13 protein-coding genes and 2 pseudogenes are annotated in these 16053 nt (G+C 58.5%); 9 read left to right on the forward strand and 6 right to left on the reverse strand.

Annotation, left to right across the window (positions count from 1 at the left end):
* The first annotated feature begins 93 nt into the window (after positions 1-93).
* On the forward strand, positions 94-1254 hold the full coding sequence (locus JL015_RS12015) for an L-talarate/galactarate dehydratase (protein ID WP_201018618.1): 1161 nt from the start codon (positions 94-96) through the stop codon (positions 1252-1254).
* A 51-nt stretch (positions 1255-1305) separates the two neighbouring features.
* On the opposite strand, the pseudogene JL015_RS12020 reads toward JL015_RS12015, so the two are convergent.
* Positions 1306-3076, reverse strand: a pseudogene (locus JL015_RS12020) (IlvD/Edd family dehydratase).
* Positions 3077-3124: 48 nt separating this feature from the next.
* A complete protein-coding gene (locus JL015_RS12025) occupies positions 3125-4306 on the reverse strand; it encodes a fumarylacetoacetate hydrolase family protein (protein ID WP_201018619.1) in 1182 nt (393 codons plus the stop codon).
* Between the two features lie 115 nt (positions 4307-4421).
* On the opposite strand from JL015_RS12025, the gene JL015_RS12030 reads away from it, so the two are divergent.
* From JL015_RS12030 to JL015_RS12045, 4 genes are all read left to right on the forward strand, one after another.
* Positions 4422-5372: a LysR family transcriptional regulator gene (locus tag JL015_RS12030; protein ID WP_201007014.1), complete on the forward strand. Its 951-nt coding sequence runs from the start codon at positions 4422-4424 to the stop codon at positions 5370-5372.
* 184 nt (positions 5373-5556) lie between these two features.
* On the forward strand, positions 5557-6948 hold the full coding sequence (locus tag JL015_RS12035) for an MFS transporter (RefSeq protein WP_201007013.1): 1392 nt from the start codon (positions 5557-5559) through the stop codon (positions 6946-6948).
* Positions 6948-7682 (forward strand): SDR family oxidoreductase, encoded by a 735-nt coding sequence (locus tag JL015_RS12040; protein WP_201018801.1) that lies wholly within the window; start codon positions 6948-6950, stop codon positions 7680-7682. Before JL015_RS12035 ends, JL015_RS12040 begins: the two co-directional genes overlap by 1 nt.
* Before the next feature lie 38 nt (positions 7683-7720).
* The gene (locus JL015_RS12045; protein WP_201018620.1) at positions 7721-8569 is read left to right on the forward strand and encodes an ureidoglycolate lyase; all 849 of its coding nucleotides are present in this window, start codon (positions 7721-7723) and stop codon (positions 8567-8569) included.
* A 67-nt stretch (positions 8570-8636) separates the two neighbouring features.
* Here the strand turns inward: JL015_RS12045 and JL015_RS12050 are convergent, their stop codons facing one another.
* Positions 8637-9116, reverse strand: a complete 480-nt coding sequence (locus JL015_RS12050; protein ID WP_201018621.1) for a nuclear transport factor 2 family protein — start codon at positions 9114-9116, stop codon at positions 8637-8639.
* A gap of 24 nt (positions 9117-9140) precedes the next feature.
* Positions 9141-9722, reverse strand: a complete 582-nt coding sequence (locus JL015_RS12055; RefSeq protein WP_201018802.1) for a TetR/AcrR family transcriptional regulator — start codon at positions 9720-9722, stop codon at positions 9141-9143.
* Between the two features lie 253 nt (positions 9723-9975).
* Here JL015_RS12055 and JL015_RS12060 point away from each other — a divergent pair.
* From JL015_RS12060 to JL015_RS12075, 4 genes and pseudogenes are all read left to right on the forward strand, one after another.
* A pseudogene (locus JL015_RS12060) lies at positions 9976-12018 on the forward strand (mechanosensitive ion channel domain-containing protein); the annotation flags it as partial.
* A 160-nt stretch (positions 12019-12178) separates the two neighbouring features.
* On the forward strand, positions 12179-13063 hold the full coding sequence (locus JL015_RS12065; RefSeq protein WP_201006998.1) for a sugar nucleotide-binding protein: 885 nt from the start codon (positions 12179-12181) through the stop codon (positions 13061-13063).
* On the forward strand, positions 13056-13985 hold the full coding sequence (locus JL015_RS12070) for an NAD-dependent epimerase/dehydratase family protein (protein WP_201018623.1): 930 nt from the start codon (positions 13056-13058) through the stop codon (positions 13983-13985). The genes JL015_RS12065 and JL015_RS12070 overlap by 8 nt, the downstream gene beginning before the upstream one ends.
* A gap of 210 nt (positions 13986-14195) precedes the next feature.
* Positions 14196-14672, forward strand: a complete 477-nt coding sequence (locus JL015_RS12075; protein ID WP_201018624.1) for a hypothetical protein — start codon at positions 14196-14198, stop codon at positions 14670-14672.
* 63 nt (positions 14673-14735) lie between these two features.
* Here JL015_RS12075 and JL015_RS12080 read toward each other — a convergent pair whose 3' ends face one another.
* Both JL015_RS12080 and JL015_RS12085 read right to left on the reverse strand, forming a co-directional pair.
* Positions 14736-15422, reverse strand: a complete 687-nt coding sequence (locus tag JL015_RS12080) for an OmpW/AlkL family protein (protein WP_201006992.1) — start codon at positions 15420-15422, stop codon at positions 14736-14738.
* A gap of 103 nt (positions 15423-15525) precedes the next feature.
* A complete protein-coding gene (locus JL015_RS12085; RefSeq protein WP_201006990.1) occupies positions 15526-16047 on the reverse strand; it encodes a DUF3299 domain-containing protein in 522 nt (173 codons plus the stop codon).
* Between the last annotated feature and the right edge of the window lie 6 nt (positions 16048-16053).

A 16053-nucleotide genomic window follows, 5' to 3' on the forward strand; every position in this document is an offset into this window, starting at 1 on the left:
CACGGTCACCGGCGTAGTCCCGCGGTGGCTTTTTTTGAGTGCGAATGATTGCGCAATCATTTTGCCGTCTGGACAGCCAAGGAGAAGAGCCTGATGCATGCACAACAACAAAACCTCAAGTCTTCCGATGATGACCGGATTGCCTACGTCAAGGTGTCCTCGGTATTCCTGCCGCTGGCCAATCCGATCAGCGATGCCAAGGTGCTGACCGGTCGGCAAAAGCCGATGACCGAAATCGCCATTCTGTTCGCCGAAATCGAAACGGTAGACGGCCATCGTGGCCTGGGCTTCAGCTATTCCAAGCGCGCCGGTGGGCCGGGGCAGTTTGCCCATGCGAAGGAAATTGCCCCGGCTTTGATTGGCGAAAATCCCAGTGACATTGCCAGGCTGTGGACAAAACTCTGCTGGGCTGGTGCTTCGGTCGGGCGCAGCGGCATGTCGACCCAGGCCATCGGTGCTTTCGACGTCGCGCTCTGGGATCTCAAGGCCAAGCGCGCGAACTTGTCTCTGGCACGGCTGCTCGGCGCTCAGCGTGATTCGGTGCGTTGCTACAACACCTCGGGCGGCTTTCTGCATACCCCGCTGGAGCAGTTGATGAAGAACACCGACTTGTCCCGCGAGAAGGGCATCGGCGGTATCAAGTTGAAAGTCGGACAGCCGGATTGCGCCCTCGATATTCATCGTGTCAGCACCGTTCGCAAGCACCTTGGGGATAACTTCCCGTTGATGGTCGATGCCAACCAGCAATGGGACCGTCCGACCGCTCAACGCATGTGCCGTCGTTTCGAGGAGTTCAACCTGATCTGGATCGAAGAGCCGCTGGATTGCTACGACGCCGAAGGCCATGCCGCGCTGGCGCAGCAGTTCGACACGCCGATTGCGACCGGGGAGATGCTCACCAGCGTTGCCGAGCACGCCGAGTTCATCAAGTTGCGCGGTGCTGATTTCCTTATGCCGGATGCGCCGCGAGTGGGTGGTATTACGCCTTACCTGAAAGTTGCAGCCATGGCCGAGCAGGCAGGTGTGATGCTGGCACCGCACTTCGCCATGGAGCTTCACGTTCATCTGGCCGCGACTTATCCGACAGAACCTTGGGTCGAGCACTTCGAGTGGCTGGAGCCGCTGTTCAACGAGCGTCTGGAAACCCGCGATGGCCGTATGCTGGTGCCAACCCGCCCAGGCCTTGGCCTGTCGTTGAGCGAGCAGGTCAAACCGTGGACTGCGCAGGTCGCAGAAGTCGGCGCCCGCCCATAAACCTGTTTTGACTGCCCGGCATGCGGCGAATGCCGGGCAGTCTTTTTATCCTCAGTGTGAATGCCGCGGAGCGCCGCCGCTGCGTGCAATCACTTTCATATGCAGGGTGGCCGGTTCCAGACAGCCACCTGTGGATAACTGCCCGACCAGTTGCCGGTAAAGTTCCTGCCATGGCGTCTGTGACGGCGGGATGCTGGGTGTCCAGGCCTGTCGGCGCTGGGCGAGTTCTGTTTCATCCACCAGCAGATTGACCGAGCGAGCATTGAGGTCAACGCGCAGCAAGTCGTTGGTGCGCAGCAGCGCCAGGCCGCCACCTATAGCCGCTTCCGGCGACATATTGAGAATCGACGGGCTGGCCGAGGTCCCGCTCTGGCGACCGTCGCCCAGGCAGGGCAGTGACTCGATACCGCGTTTGATCAATTCGGCAGGCGGGTCCATGTTGACCACTTCGGCACTGCCGGGATAACCGACAGTGCCAGCGCCTCGAATTACCAGAATGCAGCGTTCATCGATGTCGAGCGCCGGGTCATTGATACGGGCGTGGTAATCCTCCGGTCCTTCAAAAACGATGGCGCGGGCTTCAAAGCTGTTTTCGGCACCGGGTTCGGACAGATAGCTTTTGCGGAAGGCCTCGCCTACGACAGACATCTTCATGATGGCGCTGTCGAAGAAGTTGCCGCTGAGCACAATGAAGCCTGCCTTGTGTTTGAGGGGCGCGTCGTAGGGCAGGATCACATCGGTATTACTGGTGAGCGAGTGGCGGACAATGTCGCCCACCGTCTTGCCGCTGACGGTGGCGCAGTCTTCATGCAGGCGTCCGGCTTTTTGTAGCTCGTGCATTACGGCCGGAACGCCACCGGCGCGGTGGAAGCCTTCGCCCAGGTATTTCCCGGCGGGCATGCAGTTGACCAGTAATGGCACATCGACGCCGATGCGCTGCCAGTCGTCCAGGCTCAAGTCGACGCCGATATGGCGAGCGATGGCGATCAGATGGGGCGGGCAATTGCTGGAGGCCCCCAGCGCCGAAGCCACGGCAATCGCATTCTCGAAAGCTTCGCGGGTCATGATCTGCGAGGGGCGCACGTCTTGCAGTACCAGTTCGCAGATACGTTTGCCGGTGGCATAAGCCATTTGCCCGCGCTCGCGATAAGGGGCCGGGATGCTGGCGCAGCCGGGCAGCGACATGCCCAGCGCTTCGGCCAGTGCATTCATGGAAAGCGCAGTGCCCGACAGAAGGCGACGCTGCCGTGGTCATTTCCATGAAGCCTTCGTAGTCGATCTCTTCGGCGGCCAGCAGTTTGCGGGCGTGCCAGAGCACGGTACCGGAACCGATCAACTCGCCTTTGTGGTGACCATCGAGCATGGGCCCGCCGGACAGGACGATGGCGGGCAAGTCGGTGGTGGCGGCAGCCATCAGACAGGCCGGGGTGGTCTTGTCACAGCCAGTGGTCAGCACCACGCCATCAAGGGGATAACCGTGCAGAATTTCCACCAGCCCCAGATAGGCCAGGTTGCGGTCCAGGGCCGCAGTTGGTCGACGACTCTGCTCGGCAATCGGGTGGACGGGAAACTCCATGGGAATGCCACCTGCATCCCGAATACCAGCCTTGACCCGCTGGGCGAGTTCGATGTGATGGCGGTTACAGGGTGTCAGGTCGCTGCCGGTCTGGGCGATGCCGATGATCGGGCGGCCGGATTGCAGTTCATCCCGTGTCAGGCCGTAGTTCATGTAGCGTTCGACATAGAGGGCGGTCATATCGGCGTGATCGGGGTCGTCGAACCATTGCTGGCTGCGTAGAGGGCGTTTCGGGGGCAGGCTCATATTCATTTGTTCTCTTGTTGTCGATTGAGTCTTGAGGGGCTGTCTGTTTCAGCGGGCCAGTAATCCTCGTGCCGAAAGGTTGCGTAGCAGGGCGCCGATACCGAAGGTCCAGGGCGAGGCGATGTCGCTATGGGTAACTTGATTGTGCAGGGCTCCGAGCAACGGGCTGCTGATGCGCACCAGGTCGCCCGTTTTGTGGGTGAACCCCGCACCGGGGTGATCGCGGTCCTCTGTCGGCGCGAACAACGTCCCGAGAAACAGCATGAAACCATCCGGGTATTGATGGTGAGCGTTGAGTGTTTGCCCGACCAGCTCCAGCGGGTCACGGCTGATCTGATTCATGGAACTGGAGCCGTGCAGTAAATAACCTTCCTCACCGCGTACTTGCAGGTCGATGACACAGTTGCGGATATCGTCGAGGCTGAATTGCTCATCGAAGAGCCGGATGAACGGGCCGATGGCGCAGGACGCATTGTTGTCCTTGGCCTTGCCCAGCAACAGCGCGCTGCGACCTTCCACATCCCGCAGGTTGACGTCGTTGCCCAGTGTCGCGCCGTGAACCTGACCATGGCTGTTCACCGCCAGCACCACCTCAGGTTCCGGGTTGTTCCATTGCGAACCGGGATGGATGCCGATCTGGCTGGCGCTACCCACGGCAGCCAGCACCGGGGCCTTGGTGAAAATCTCGGCATCCGGGCCGATACCGACTTCCAGATATTGCGACCACATGCCTTTTTCAATCAGCAGCGCTTTCAGGCGCATGGCCTGCTCGGAGCCGGGTTTGACCGCGCGCAGGTTGTCACCGATCACCTCCCGTACGGTGGCGCGAACCCCTTCGGCCAGGGCCGCGTCACCGCCTGCTTTTTCCTCGATGACCCGTTCGATCATGCTGGCAGCAAAGGTGACGCCCGCCGCCTTGATGACTTGCAGGTCTACCGGTGCCAGCAGGAAAGGCTTTGAGGTGTCGGCGTGAGCGCCTGTGTTTGCCAGCAGTTCTTCAACGCTGGCGATGAAGTCGCCTGGGGCGTGGGCAAGCGCTTGCAGGGGCGCGTCCTGCTCAAGCAGGTCACTGAGCGTCGCGAAATGACGGGACAGGTCAAAGACACCGTCAGCCCGCAGAACGATGGGTGAAGGCCCGGCCAAGGCGCCGGGAATCCAGGCGCGACCGATCAGGGTCGCGGACGGGCTGTCCAGTGGCAGGGTGTTTTCAGGCGTGAGGTTGATCGACATGGCGCAAGCTTCCTGGTCCATAAAAACTGCACGCTAGGTTGGCCTGTGGATAAACTCCAATGGCAAATTCTCACTTATCGATAACCTGGCGTTATTGCCTTGCAGAGGGAAACCCATGTCGGACCTGTCATTCTCCAACTTCTGCAGTTGGCTCAAATTCAGGCACCTTACGCTTATCGATACCTTGGGGCGCACGCAGAACATGCACCTGGCGGCCCAGCAGATGAATCTCAGCCAACCGGCCCTGAGCAAGATGCTCAAGGAACTCGAAAGCCTGTTCGGCTTTGCGATTTTCGAGCGCTTGCCACGCAGCATGGTGCCCACCGCCCTTGGCGTGCAGGTGGTTCGTTATGCTCAACTCGCACTGAACGACGCCAGAACCTTTGTCGAGCAGATCAACAACCTGAGCGCCGGTGGCCATGGTCATCTCAAGGTGGGCGGTATCTTTGCCGCAACGGCAGTGGTGTTGCCCGAAGCCATTGTGCAGATCAAGGAGCGCTGGCCGTTGCTGGCCATTGAGGTGGTCGAGCAGACCAGCGATCACTTGATGGAGATGCTGGAGGAGCGAACGCTGGATCTGGCCATCGGACGCTTTACCGATCAAGGGCAGCAACAGCGCTACGACTTTCAGGCGCTGGCGCCCGAGCCGTTCAGCATTGTGGTCAACAGCAGGCACCCGTTGTGCGATGCCGGTCCCATGACCTTGCAGCAACTGGTGGATTGGCCGTGGATGCTTTATCCCAAGGGCACGCCGATTCGCGGTCGCATGGAAGAGGCGTTCGCCACTGCCGGGGTGCAGGTGCCGCGCAACACCATCGAAACCATCTCCATGCAGACCTTTCTGAAGGTGCTGCAGAGCGGCCCGATGATCGGCATGCTGCCTGATGCCATGGTTGCGCCGCATCTGGAAAGCGGGTTGCTCAAGACCCTTGAAACGCAAATGCACCTGACGCCGCAGTACTACGGCATCCTGACCCGCAAGGGCGATCAATTGACGGGGCCGGCTCTGGAGTTCGCCGGCATTCTGCTGGAAAACGCTCGTCTGGCTCAGGAAAAACAGACCTGAATCCTCTGCCATTCCGATAACCAACTGTTATCGCTTAATCCAAAAATGCCATTGGGACTGAATCGATCCCTGGCATAGATTACCCATCAGCTTCTGCACGTGATCGGGTAATCGCCTTCTCCTCCCGACAACGATCCCTTCAATAAAAACAATCAGGCATGTAAACGTGCCAAGGGTGACTCCCATGCAAACCCACGCTGATAGTCAGAGTGCCAGTGCGCACGTTCATGACTCCGCTTTCGAGGACCGGACCTATCGCAAGGTCATCCTGAGGATTCTGCCGGTCCTGCTGCTGTGTTACATGGCGGCCTATCTGGACCGGGTCAATATCGGCTTTGCCAAGCTGGATATGCTCAACGATCTACAGTTCAGCAACACTGTCTATGCCTTGGGCGCCAGCGTGTTCTTCTGGGGCTATTTCCTTTTTGAAGTCCCCAGCAACCTGTTGCTGCACCGGTTTGGCGCCCGTTTCTGGATCGCCCGGATCATGTTCAGTTGGGCCGTGGTTTCCATTGCCGTTGCCTTTACGGTGCCTTTGGCGCGGGTGTTCAGTATCGAGCCGAGCACCATGTTCTACGTGCTGCGCTTTCTGCTGGGTGTCTGCGAGGCCGGTTTCTTTCCCGGCGTCATCCTGTACCTCAATTACTGGTTCCCGACCCATCGGCAAAGCCGGGTCATGTCGGGGTTTCTGATGGCCTTGCCAGTCAGCCTGACATTGGGTGGCATGTTGTCGGGCTGGTTGATGAGCAGCATGAACGGCGTGCAGGGCATGGCCGGCTGGCAGTGGATGCTGATCATCGAAGGCATTCCCTCGATCGTCATGGCTTGTGTGGTGATTGCCTGTCTGTGCGACAACATCGATTCGGCCAAATGGCTCTCGGCGGCAGAAAAAACCTTGCTCAAGGCCAATCTGCAAAAGGACAGCCATGGCAAGGCCACGCGCATGAGTGAAGTCTTCTTCAACCCGCGAGTGTGGCTGCTGGTGCTGATCTTGCTGACCTTCAATACCGGCTTTTACGGCCTGGCGTTCTGGATGCCTTCGATCATCAAGAGCGCCGGTATCTCCAACACGCTGCATATCGGCTTGCTGACTGCCATTCCCTATGGTGTGGCGACCGTCGCAATGCTGCTCAATGCCCGGCACTCCAATCGCACGGGCGAACGCCGGATGCATGCGGCGATTCCGGCCTTCATTGGGGGTGTTGGCTTGATCCTCAGTGCCTACTTTTCTCAGGACCTGGTGCTTTCCGTGCTGTTTCTCACGGTGGCCGCTTCGGGGATTCTGAGCCTGATGCCGATCTTCTGGACCTTGCCGGGCACACTGCTGTCCGGTGTCGCCGCCGCAGCCGGGATTGGCATGATCAACGCCATCGGCAATCTGTCCGGTTTCACCGGTTCAATGATCACGGCAGTCGCCGAAACACTCACCGGCAACATCAATAACGGGACCTACGTACTGGCGCTCTGCTTGCTGGTCAGTGGCGGGCTGATTCTGGCGATTCCCGGCAGCATGCTTGGCAAGGCGACGGTCGCCAGGTCTGCGCTTCCCAATCATCTGGGCATGGAGAAAGCATGATGAAGAACAAGCGCGTTCTGATTACGGCAGGTGGCCAGGGGATTGGCCTGGCCAGCGCCATGGCTTTTGCCGAGGCAGGAGCTGAAGTGATTGCGACCGATATCGACATTCGCGGGTTGCAGGCGATTGAAGGCCTGCAAGCACTGACACTGGATGTCACTTCGGCCCGGGACATTCTGGCCATCCGCGAACAGGTCGGCCCGGTGGACGTATTGTTCAACTGCGCGGGCTACGTGCATGCGGGCAATATTTTCGAGTGCGATGAGGCCGCCTGGAGCCGCTCCATGGACCTTAATGTCACGGCCATGTACCGCATGATCCGGGCTTTCCTGCCCGGCATGCTTGAGCGCGGAGCAGGCTCGATCATCAACATGGCGTCGGTGGCTTCCAGCGTCAAAGGCGTGCCCAATCGTTTTGCCTACACCGCTAGCAAGGCAGCCGTGGTGGGGCTGACCAAGTCGGTCGCGGCAGACTTCATTGGGCAGGGCATTCGCTGCAATGCCATTTGTCCAGGCACCGTGGACTCGCCTTCGCTACGCGCACGCATTGCTGAACAGGCGTTGCAGCAAGGCCTTTCCGAAGAGCAGGTGTACCGGCAGTTTGTCGAGCGCCAGCCCATGGGGCGGCTCGGCACTGCGCAGGAAATCGCTCGACTGGCTCTTTATCTGGGCTCTGATGCCTCGTCCTACACTACAGGCACTTTGCATGTGATCGATGGCGGCATGAGTATCTGAATCCCGGTTTGTATCTTCGACAGAAACAGGAGAACCCAATGAAATTGCTACGTTACGGCGAAAAAGGTTCGGAAAGACCCGGCCTGCTGGATGCCGACAACCAGATCCGCGATCTTGGCGCTCATGTGGCGGATATTGCCGGTGATGCCTTGAGCCCGGCCGGCCTGGCGGCGTTGGCCGCAATTGATCCCGCCAGCCTGCCATTGGTGCCGGGCAAGCCGCGTATCGGTGCCTGTGTCGGGCGAGTAGGGAAGTTCATCTGCATCGGGCTGAACTACGCCGACCATGCTGCCGAATCCAATATGGAAGTGCCCAAGGAACCCATCATCTTCAACAAGTGGACCAGCGCCATCTGCGGGCCGAACGATGCGGTGGAAATTCCTCGCGGCTCGGTCAAGACCGACTGGGAAGTAGAGCTGGGAGTGGTGATCGGCAAAGGCGGGCGCTACATCGACGAAGCCAACGCCATGGAGCATGTGGCCGGGTACTGCGTGATCAACGATGTGTCCGAGCGTGAATGGCAACTGGAGCGCGGAGGCACCTGGGACAAGGGCAAGGGCTTCGATACCTTTGGCCCTATCGGGCCCTGGCTGGTGACCCGTGACGAAATTGCCGATCCGCATTCACTCGACCTGTGGCTGGAGGTCGATGGGCACCGCTACCAGCAGGGCAATACACGCACGTTGATATTCAATATCCCGCAACTGATTGCCTATCTGAGCCGCTGCATGAGCCTTCAGCCGGGGGATGTCATCTCCACCGGCACGCCGCCGGGTGTCGGCCTGGGCGTCAAGCCCGCGCCGGTCTTCCTGCGTCCGGGTCAGACCATGCGCCTTGGCATTGTGGGGCTTGGAGAACAGCAGCAGGTGACGGTTCAGGCTGATTGATGGCTTCGCGAATGAATTCGCCCCTACATCAACCCCGTAGGAGCGAATTCATTCGCGAACAACGGTATTACAACCCCAATTCCGAAAGCCCCGGATGGTCATCCGGTCTGCGCCCCAGCGGCCAGTGGAACTTGCGCTCCGACTCCTTGATAGGCAGGTCGTTGATGCAGGCAAAACGTCTGGCCATCAGCCCGTTTTCTTCAAACTCCCAGTTTTCGTTGCCATAGGAACGAAACCAATTGCCCGAATCGTCATGCCATTCGTAGGCATAGCGCACGGCGATGCGATTGTCGGTGAAGGCCCACAGTTCCTTGATCAGGCGATAGTCCAGCTCCTTGGCCCATTTGCGGGCAAGGAAATCCCTGGCTTGTTCACGATTGGTGACAAATTCGGCACGGTTCCGCCACTGGGTATCTTCGGTGTAGGCCAGAGAGACTTTTTCCGGGGCCCGACTGTTCCAGCCATCTTCAGCCAGGCGGACCTTTTGAATGGCGGTTTCGCGGTTGAAAGGCGGTAACGGCGGGCGTGGCTGAGCGGTTGTAGACATGGCGGAACCTCGGGGCGGTGAGTGTCAGGGCGTTGAACGGCTGGCGGCCTTGAGCAGAAGTCGGGCCACCTCGCGGGCATCGTTGGCAGCAGCGTGATCGCCCATCACCAGAGCCTGGGTAATGGCCCCATCGATCAGGATCAGCAGTTGCCTGGCCAGCGCTTCAGGCGCTGACGCGGGAAGTTGTTCACACAGTTCGAGCACGTAATCGAGCAGCTTCTGTTTATGGTCCTTGGCGATCAGGCGCACAGGATCTTCAGGGTCGCCGATTTCGCCTGCGGTATTGATAAAGGCGCAGCCCCGAAAGCCTTCGGACTCGAACCAGCCGGTGAGCACTGTAAACATGCCGAGGATGCGTTCCTCGGGTGTTTCGGCCTTGTCGGCTTCGGTCCTGAACCACTGCATCCAGCGGATATCACGGGCACTCAATGCCTGTGCGGCAATCTCGTCCTTGGTCGCGAAGTAGCGATAGATACTCTTGCGGGCCACGCCTGAGGTCCGCACCAGCAAGTCCATGCCCATGGCGTGAATGCCGACGCGATAGATCAGCGTTTCGGCGGTTTGCAGAATCTTGTCTTGCACGTTGGGTGGTGTTTGGGTCGTCATGGGTAAAAGGGTAGAACGATCGTTCTCCATCGGTCAAGCACCCGTGCAGGCTGATTTTAAAATGCCATGCATTTGCGGGCATGATCGAACTTGCGAGCCGAACCGGAATCAGTTGCATGGAGTTTTGGCTCTGTCGGTCATTTCAAAGAGGAGAAACTGTCCGGTGTCTCAGTTAAGAACCTTGATCCTGTTGGGGCTCCTGTTTTGTGCAGGCAGTTTTCATGTTCAGGCCGCTGACGTGCCTGCTCTTCCTATGGCGGCAGCGGCTCCGGTCGACGACAAGGCCACTGAGAAAAAGGCAGACAAACCCGACGAGAAAGCTGCCGAAAAGCCCGCCGAAAAAACCGATGAAAAACCAGCAGAGGCCGAACCCGCTGCTGCGGAGATTCTGGTGCAAGGTGGTCTGCTCGGTGCGATCAGCACCAGCATCGATGACATCCAAAGGACACTCAACCTGGACGAAAGCCTGTGGGATGCCTGGCGCTTGCGGGCCGACCGTGCCGCTGACGAGATCGGTGATCTGGTCAATAAACGCACGGCACGCTCTCCGTGGAGCGTAGTGGGCGATTTCCTGATTCTGTCGGTGGTGTGGATCGGTGCGTTTGCGGTGCTGACGACATTGGGGCGTTTTCTGGCAATTCGACTGAATCGACGGCCGTTTCTCCAGGTGCGCGAGCGCAGTCAGGCCCTGCTGAAATATGTGCTGCCTTTTACATTGCCCGCCGTGATCTGCCTGCCGTTGACCCTGTATGTCAGCCATTTCATGCCGACTTCCGTCGGGCGTGCGCTGGCGCTGTGTTTTGCCTACGCGACCAGCAGCGGCATTGTTTCCACGTCGGTGCTGCTATGCGTCATCGTCATGTTCAACTCGGGGCACAAGCGCGCGGCCGTGCGCATGATTCGTCGCTACAGCCCGAGGCCGTTGTTCATCATCGGCTTCCTGGCGGCGCTGAGCGATGCGCTGACCAGCCCACAGATTGCCCGGCAACTGGGCAGCAACTTCACCACCAGCGTGTCGGTGTTCACCGGGCTTTTCGCTTCGGTCGTGTTCTGCATGCTGGTGATCAAGGTGCGTCGCCCGATCGCCCACCTGATCCGTAACCGCTCGCTGAACAGCCGCCTGCAGAGGCCCGCATTGCAGCGTTCCCTGAAAATCTTCTCCAACCTGTGGCACTTGCCGATTCTGCTGATGATCCTGGTTTCAGCCATCAACCTGATCGGGGCCGGCGAGGACAGTCAGGAAGCATTGCGGTGTGCGCTGTTCACCACCTTGTTGCTGATTAGCACGGTATTCCTGAGCACGGTATTCGAGCATCTGTTCAAGCCCGCTGAAGAAGTCGGACGTGGTGGGCATGTGTACAAGGCGCGCCTGCTCCGTCTGGTATATGCGCTGTTGCGGATTCTGCTGGCGGTAGCGTTCATCGAAATCCTGGGACGGATCTGGGGGTTCTCGATGTTCGAGTTCGCCCAGCGCAATACACTCGGACGAGTCATCAGCGACTCGCTGAGCAGCATCGGCCTGATCTTTCTGGTCACCTGGCTGTTGTGGGTGGTGCTCGACACGGCCATTCAGGAAGCCCTCAAGCCTCCCGTCAACCATCGCAATGCACGTCAGCCCAGCACGCGGATCAAGACCATCCTGCCGTTGCTGCGTAATGCGGTGAAAATCATTCTGGTGGTGATTTGCGCAATCACCACCATGGCCAATCTGGGGATCAATGTCGCCCCCTTGCTGGCTGGTGCCGGGGTCGTTGGTCTGGCCATTGGTTTCGGTTCGCAACAACTGGTACAGGATGTGATCACCGGCCTGTTCATCATCATCGAAGACACCTTTTCCGTCGGCGATTGGGTGGTGCTCAGTACCGGCCATTCCGGCTCGGTCGAAAGCCTGACGATTCGTACCGTGCGCCTGCGTGACGGCAAGGGGTTCGTACATTCGGTGCCGTTCGGGCAGATCAAGGCGGTGACCAACCAGTCCCGGCAGTTTGCCTATGCATTCTTCTCGGTGCAGTTCACTTATGACTCCGATATCGACGAAGCCATGGCGCTGATCCGCGAAACAGGGCAATCGATCACCGAAGACATTCTGCTCAAGAACAATCTGCAAGGGCCGCTGGAAGTTTTCGGTGTGGACCGCATGGATCTCAATGGCGTGGTCCTGACCGCACAGTTCCGTACCTCGTCGGGTGGGCAATACAGTGTGGGCCGGGCTTTCAACGAGCGTCTTAAACGGCTTGTGGATAAGCATCCGGACGTTCGTTTTGCCCAGACTTATCCACAGGTGGTGATGAATCCCGCTCCGGCACCTGCCGCTGAGTAAGCCTTACAAGCGAATTCATTCACGAATGAATTCGCTCCTTGGCTGCAACTGTTGGGGGTTAGCGGCCAACGTGATATGTTTGCAGGCGTTTTTCACCTGATTATTTGATGATTCTGATACCGAGCCTGCTGACTCTATGCGAATGCGCCTTATGCTATTGGGCGGCGGGAATGCCCTCGGGCAGGCGCTGATTCGTCTGGGTGCCGAGGAAGACATTGGTTTCCTCGCGCCGCGTCCACCGCAAGACGGTTGGGATGCGGCGAGCCTGACGCAACTGCTCGATGACACCCGTCCCGATGCCTTGATCAACCTTGCTTACTACTTCGACTGGTTTCAGGCGGAGACAGTGAGCGAAGCGCGTCTGACCCACCAGGAGCGCTCTGTCGAGCGCCTGTCCGAACTGTGTCAGCACCACAACATTGTGCTTCTTCAGCCGTCCAGCTATCGAGTGTTCGATGGCTCGCGTGCAACTGCCTACAGCGAAAAAGACGATCCCGTGCCTCTGGGGCTGCGGGGTCAGGCTTTGTGGCGTATCGAGCAGAGCGTGCGTGCGGCTTGCCCGCAACATGTGCTCTTGCGCTTTGGCTGGTTGCTGGATGACAGCGCCGATGGTGTGCTGGGCCGTTTCCTGACTCGGGCCGAGCAGCCGGAAGAATTGCTGCTGGCCGATGATCGCCGTGGAAATCCGACCCCTATCGACGATGCTGCCCGCGTGATCATCTCGGTACTCAAGCAACTCGATTGCGCAGCACCGCTGTGGGGGACTTACCACTACGCCGGTCATGAGGCCACGACGCCTCTGGCGCTGGGGCAGGCGGTTCTCAATGAGGCGCGCCTGCTGCATCCCCTGGCAATCGAGTCGCCTACTGCGCAGGCCCACGCCGCACGGCCCGATGCAGCACAAGAGCCGCAACATGGCGTGCTGGCCTGCAAGAAAATTCTCCATACTTTCGGCATCAAGCCGCGCGCCTGGCGTGCTGGCTTGCCAAGCCTGCTGGATCGGTACTATCGACATGTCTGACGCTCCAGTTCTGATCACCGGCGGTGCTGGCTTCATTGGCTCACATCTGGCTGATGCCCTGTTGGCTCAAGGGTACGCGGTGCGCATCCTCGATGACCTTTCAACCGGCAAGCGCAGCAACCTGCCGCTGGATAACCCTCGTATCGAGCTGATCGAAGGCGATGTCGCCGACAGTGCTCTGGTGACCCGCGCAGCCCGGGGATGTCAGGCAGTGGTGCATCTGGCGGCGGTTGCTTCGGTGCAGGCATCGGTAGAAGACCCGGTCAAAACCCATCAAAGCAACTTCATCGGCACGTTGAACGTCTGTGAAGCCATGCGCGAAGCGGGTATCAAGCGCGTCCTGTTCGCGTCCAGTGCTGCGGTTTACGGCAACAATGGTGAAGGTGAGTCGATCACCGAAGACACGACCAAAGCGCCGTTGACGCCTTATGCCTCGGACAAGCTGGCCAGCGAGCAGTATCTGGACTTCTATCGTCGTCAACACGGGCTGGAGCCGGTGGTGTTCCGCTTTTTCAACATCTTCGGGCCTCGCCAGGACCCGTCATCGCCTTATTCCGGTGTGATCAGTATTTTTGCCGAGCGTGTCGAGAAAGGGCTGCCGATCACGGTGTTTGGTGATGGCGAACAGACGCGGGACTTCTTCTACATCGGCGATCTGGCCAGGCTGCTGATCCAGGCTCTTGAGCAAAAGAACCCGGCCGAAGGCGCGATCAATGTCGGATTGAACAAGGCCACTTCGCTTAATCAGCTGTTGGCAGCGTTATCGGACGTCGTCGGGAACTTGCCGCCAGTCAGCTATCAGGCGCCACGTTCTGGCGATATTCGCCACTCAAGGGCGGACAACCAGCGTCTGCTGGAGCGTTTCACGCTCGAAGAAACGACACCGCTGAGTGTAGGACTGGCACGTTTGCTTGAGCGTTGAATACCCGGGTTGCCCTGTTTGCAGGTGAGTTGTAAGTCTTGTGAACAGGGTATTCGGGTAGTAACTATTGCTGGTTGTTACTTATAAATGTGGCCGTTTTCCTAGATGGCTGTAGGGCATTTCTGTATCGTTTGTAGTTTGCCTTTTTGAAATTTTAAAACGTTTAAATAGCCTTTAGCATCCAACGCCCTTTTACACGGAGCGTATGGAATGAAGAGCGAAAACGAAGTCAGCCCCATTAAAAAAGTTGTAGTGGACACGTTGCCGTGTGAGCTGGTCGTGGCCGGTTTTGCCGAGGAATATGCACAGTATCTGGAGCACTATAAAAATACTGGGCAAAACCCGCTCTCCCTGCCTTTTCTGTTACTTGGCATCTCTGCCTGGCTGATGATTCTGGTTGGTTTCTTCACGATTGTGTTTGGTCCCGAAGTCATCAGTTATGACAGTCAGACCGGGCCGACCTTTGGGCAGATCATTCAGATCTATCCCGGCCCTATCGTTTCTGTCGGGGTTCTTCTACTCACCATCGGCAAGTTTTTTGACAGCGACAGCAGCGGTGCCCTATTAACGCCAGAGCTGTTTCTGCTGGCTTTCTATGAGTTGCAACTACCTGAAGGGCCGGCAAATCTGGCAGAGGTTTCTATCGCGCATGTCGACGGTGCCTTGTTTCAGATAAACCGTGCTTAGCCCAAAACGACAAAAGCACCCATCAGGGTGCCTTTGTGCGTTTATCGGGGTGTGTCATGGATATCAGAACTTGTAACCCACGCCCACCATGTAGACCCATGGGTCGATGTCTACATTGACTTTGGTCTTGCCGACGCTCAGGGCTGATGGGCCATCCACGGTGGCTTCGGTGTCGATATCGACATACCAGACCGAGGCGTTGAGCAGGACGTTGTCGGTGATCAGGTAATCAACGCCCAACTGGCCAGCCAGGCCAACCGAATCCTTGAGCTTGAGGTTGCTGAAGCCCTGATCCTTGCGGTTGCCGGTCAGGTCGGTATCAAAGAAAGTGGTGTAGTTGATACCGATGCCTGCATAAGGCTGGAACTTCGACGAAGGCTCCATCGGGTAGTATTGCAGGGACAGGGTCGGTGGCAGGTGTTTGACATCGGCCAGTTTGCCGTCAAGCCCAGGGCCAAGGCCGCTGACTGAAACCGTGTGGCTGAAAGGTGTTGCTGCCAGCAGTTCGATACCGACATGAGAAGTCAGCATGTAGGCGAAGGTCAGGCCGAGTTGCGTATTGCCATCAAGGCTTGCCTTGGTGCCAGAGACTCTGGAGCCGTCGAGCTTCACCTCGCCGCTGTCTTCGTTAGGTTGGACATGCGCGGCGCCGGCACGGACGATGAAATCACCCGCCTCATAGGCCTGTGCGGCAGTAGGGGCGGCGATGGCGAGCGCTATGAGTGAAGCGCGAAGCAAGGACTTTTTCATGAGTGGCTCCAAGGGGTCAGTAAGTTTTATGGGCTAATGTTAAAGCGCTGTTTTTAGGCGACTTTGATACAGCTCAATGAAACTGTTGAGAGCCCCGGAAACTTCACGAATCCGGCAATTCGTAGACAAATATCTTGTCTGCCTGCATTTGATAACCCGCCTCGGCCAACTCGCTGGTCGATGATTTTGCCTGCATCGGTCCTTCAATCCAGTACGGTTGATACAGTTCATCGACCTTCACGCCCAGCTCACTGGTGACGTGCACGATCTGGTTGGCGGGCGGGGGCGGAACATGAATGCAGGCACCGAAATACGGCACCAGCAAAAACTCCGTCACCCGACCTTCCTCGCTGACCTCAAGTGGCACGATGTACCCCGGCAGACGTACCAGCTTGCCATCCAGTGCCTTGACGACAGGTGCATGGGGCGCCAGTTGTCTTGCTGCCGGTGCCGACTCCATGGCCAGTGCATCGGACAGCTTCGACATGTCATGCAGTGGCGCTGTAATCGGCGCCACGACAGGTGCATCGGGTGGAATCATGTCATTCCAGGTCAGCTCGCGCGGCTCGACGGCCCACACCGAAGTGCTGGCCGAGAGCAGCAGGGTTATCAGCAAGCGCCGCATTGTTGA

It is taken from the genome of Pseudomonas cichorii (assembly GCF_015471405.1).
Taxonomy (GTDB): Bacteria; Pseudomonadota; Gammaproteobacteria; order Pseudomonadales; family Pseudomonadaceae; genus Aquipseudomonas; species Aquipseudomonas serbiensis.

Excerpts from the sequence above, each read along its gene's own strand:
- JL015_RS12015 (WP_201018618.1), top strand. The coding sequence starts at position 94 with ATGCATGCACAACAACAAAACCTCAAGTCTTCCGATGATGACCGGATT.
- JL015_RS12025 (WP_201018619.1), bottom strand. The coding sequence starts at position 4,306 with ATGTCGATCAACCTCACGCCTGAAAACACCCTGCCACTGGACAGCCCG.
- JL015_RS12030 (WP_201007014.1), top strand. The coding sequence starts at position 4,422 with ATGTCGGACCTGTCATTCTCCAACTTCTGCAGTTGGCTCAAATTCAGG.
- JL015_RS12035 (WP_201007013.1), top strand. The coding sequence starts at position 5,557 with ATGCAAACCCACGCTGATAGTCAGAGTGCCAGTGCGCACGTTCATGAC.
- JL015_RS12040 (WP_201018801.1), top strand. The coding sequence starts at position 6,948 with ATGAAGAACAAGCGCGTTCTGATTACGGCAGGTGGCCAGGGGATTGGC.
- JL015_RS12045 (WP_201018620.1), top strand. The coding sequence starts at position 7,721 with ATGAAATTGCTACGTTACGGCGAAAAAGGTTCGGAAAGACCCGGCCTG.
- JL015_RS12050 (WP_201018621.1), bottom strand. The coding sequence starts at position 9,116 with ATGTCTACAACCGCTCAGCCACGCCCGCCGTTACCGCCTTTCAACCGC.
- JL015_RS12055 (WP_201018802.1), bottom strand. The coding sequence starts at position 9,722 with ATGACGACCCAAACACCACCCAACGTGCAAGACAAGATTCTGCAAACC.
- JL015_RS12065 (WP_201006998.1), top strand. The coding sequence starts at position 12,179 with ATGCGAATGCGCCTTATGCTATTGGGCGGCGGGAATGCCCTCGGGCAG.
- JL015_RS12070 (WP_201018623.1), top strand. The coding sequence starts at position 13,056 with ATGTCTGACGCTCCAGTTCTGATCACCGGCGGTGCTGGCTTCATTGGC.
- JL015_RS12075 (WP_201018624.1), top strand. The coding sequence starts at position 14,196 with ATGAAGAGCGAAAACGAAGTCAGCCCCATTAAAAAAGTTGTAGTGGAC.
- JL015_RS12080 (WP_201006992.1), bottom strand. The coding sequence starts at position 15,422 with ATGAAAAAGTCCTTGCTTCGCGCTTCACTCATAGCGCTCGCCATCGCC.
- JL015_RS12085 (WP_201006990.1), bottom strand. The coding sequence starts at position 16,047 with ATGCGGCGCTTGCTGATAACCCTGCTGCTCTCGGCCAGCACTTCGGTG.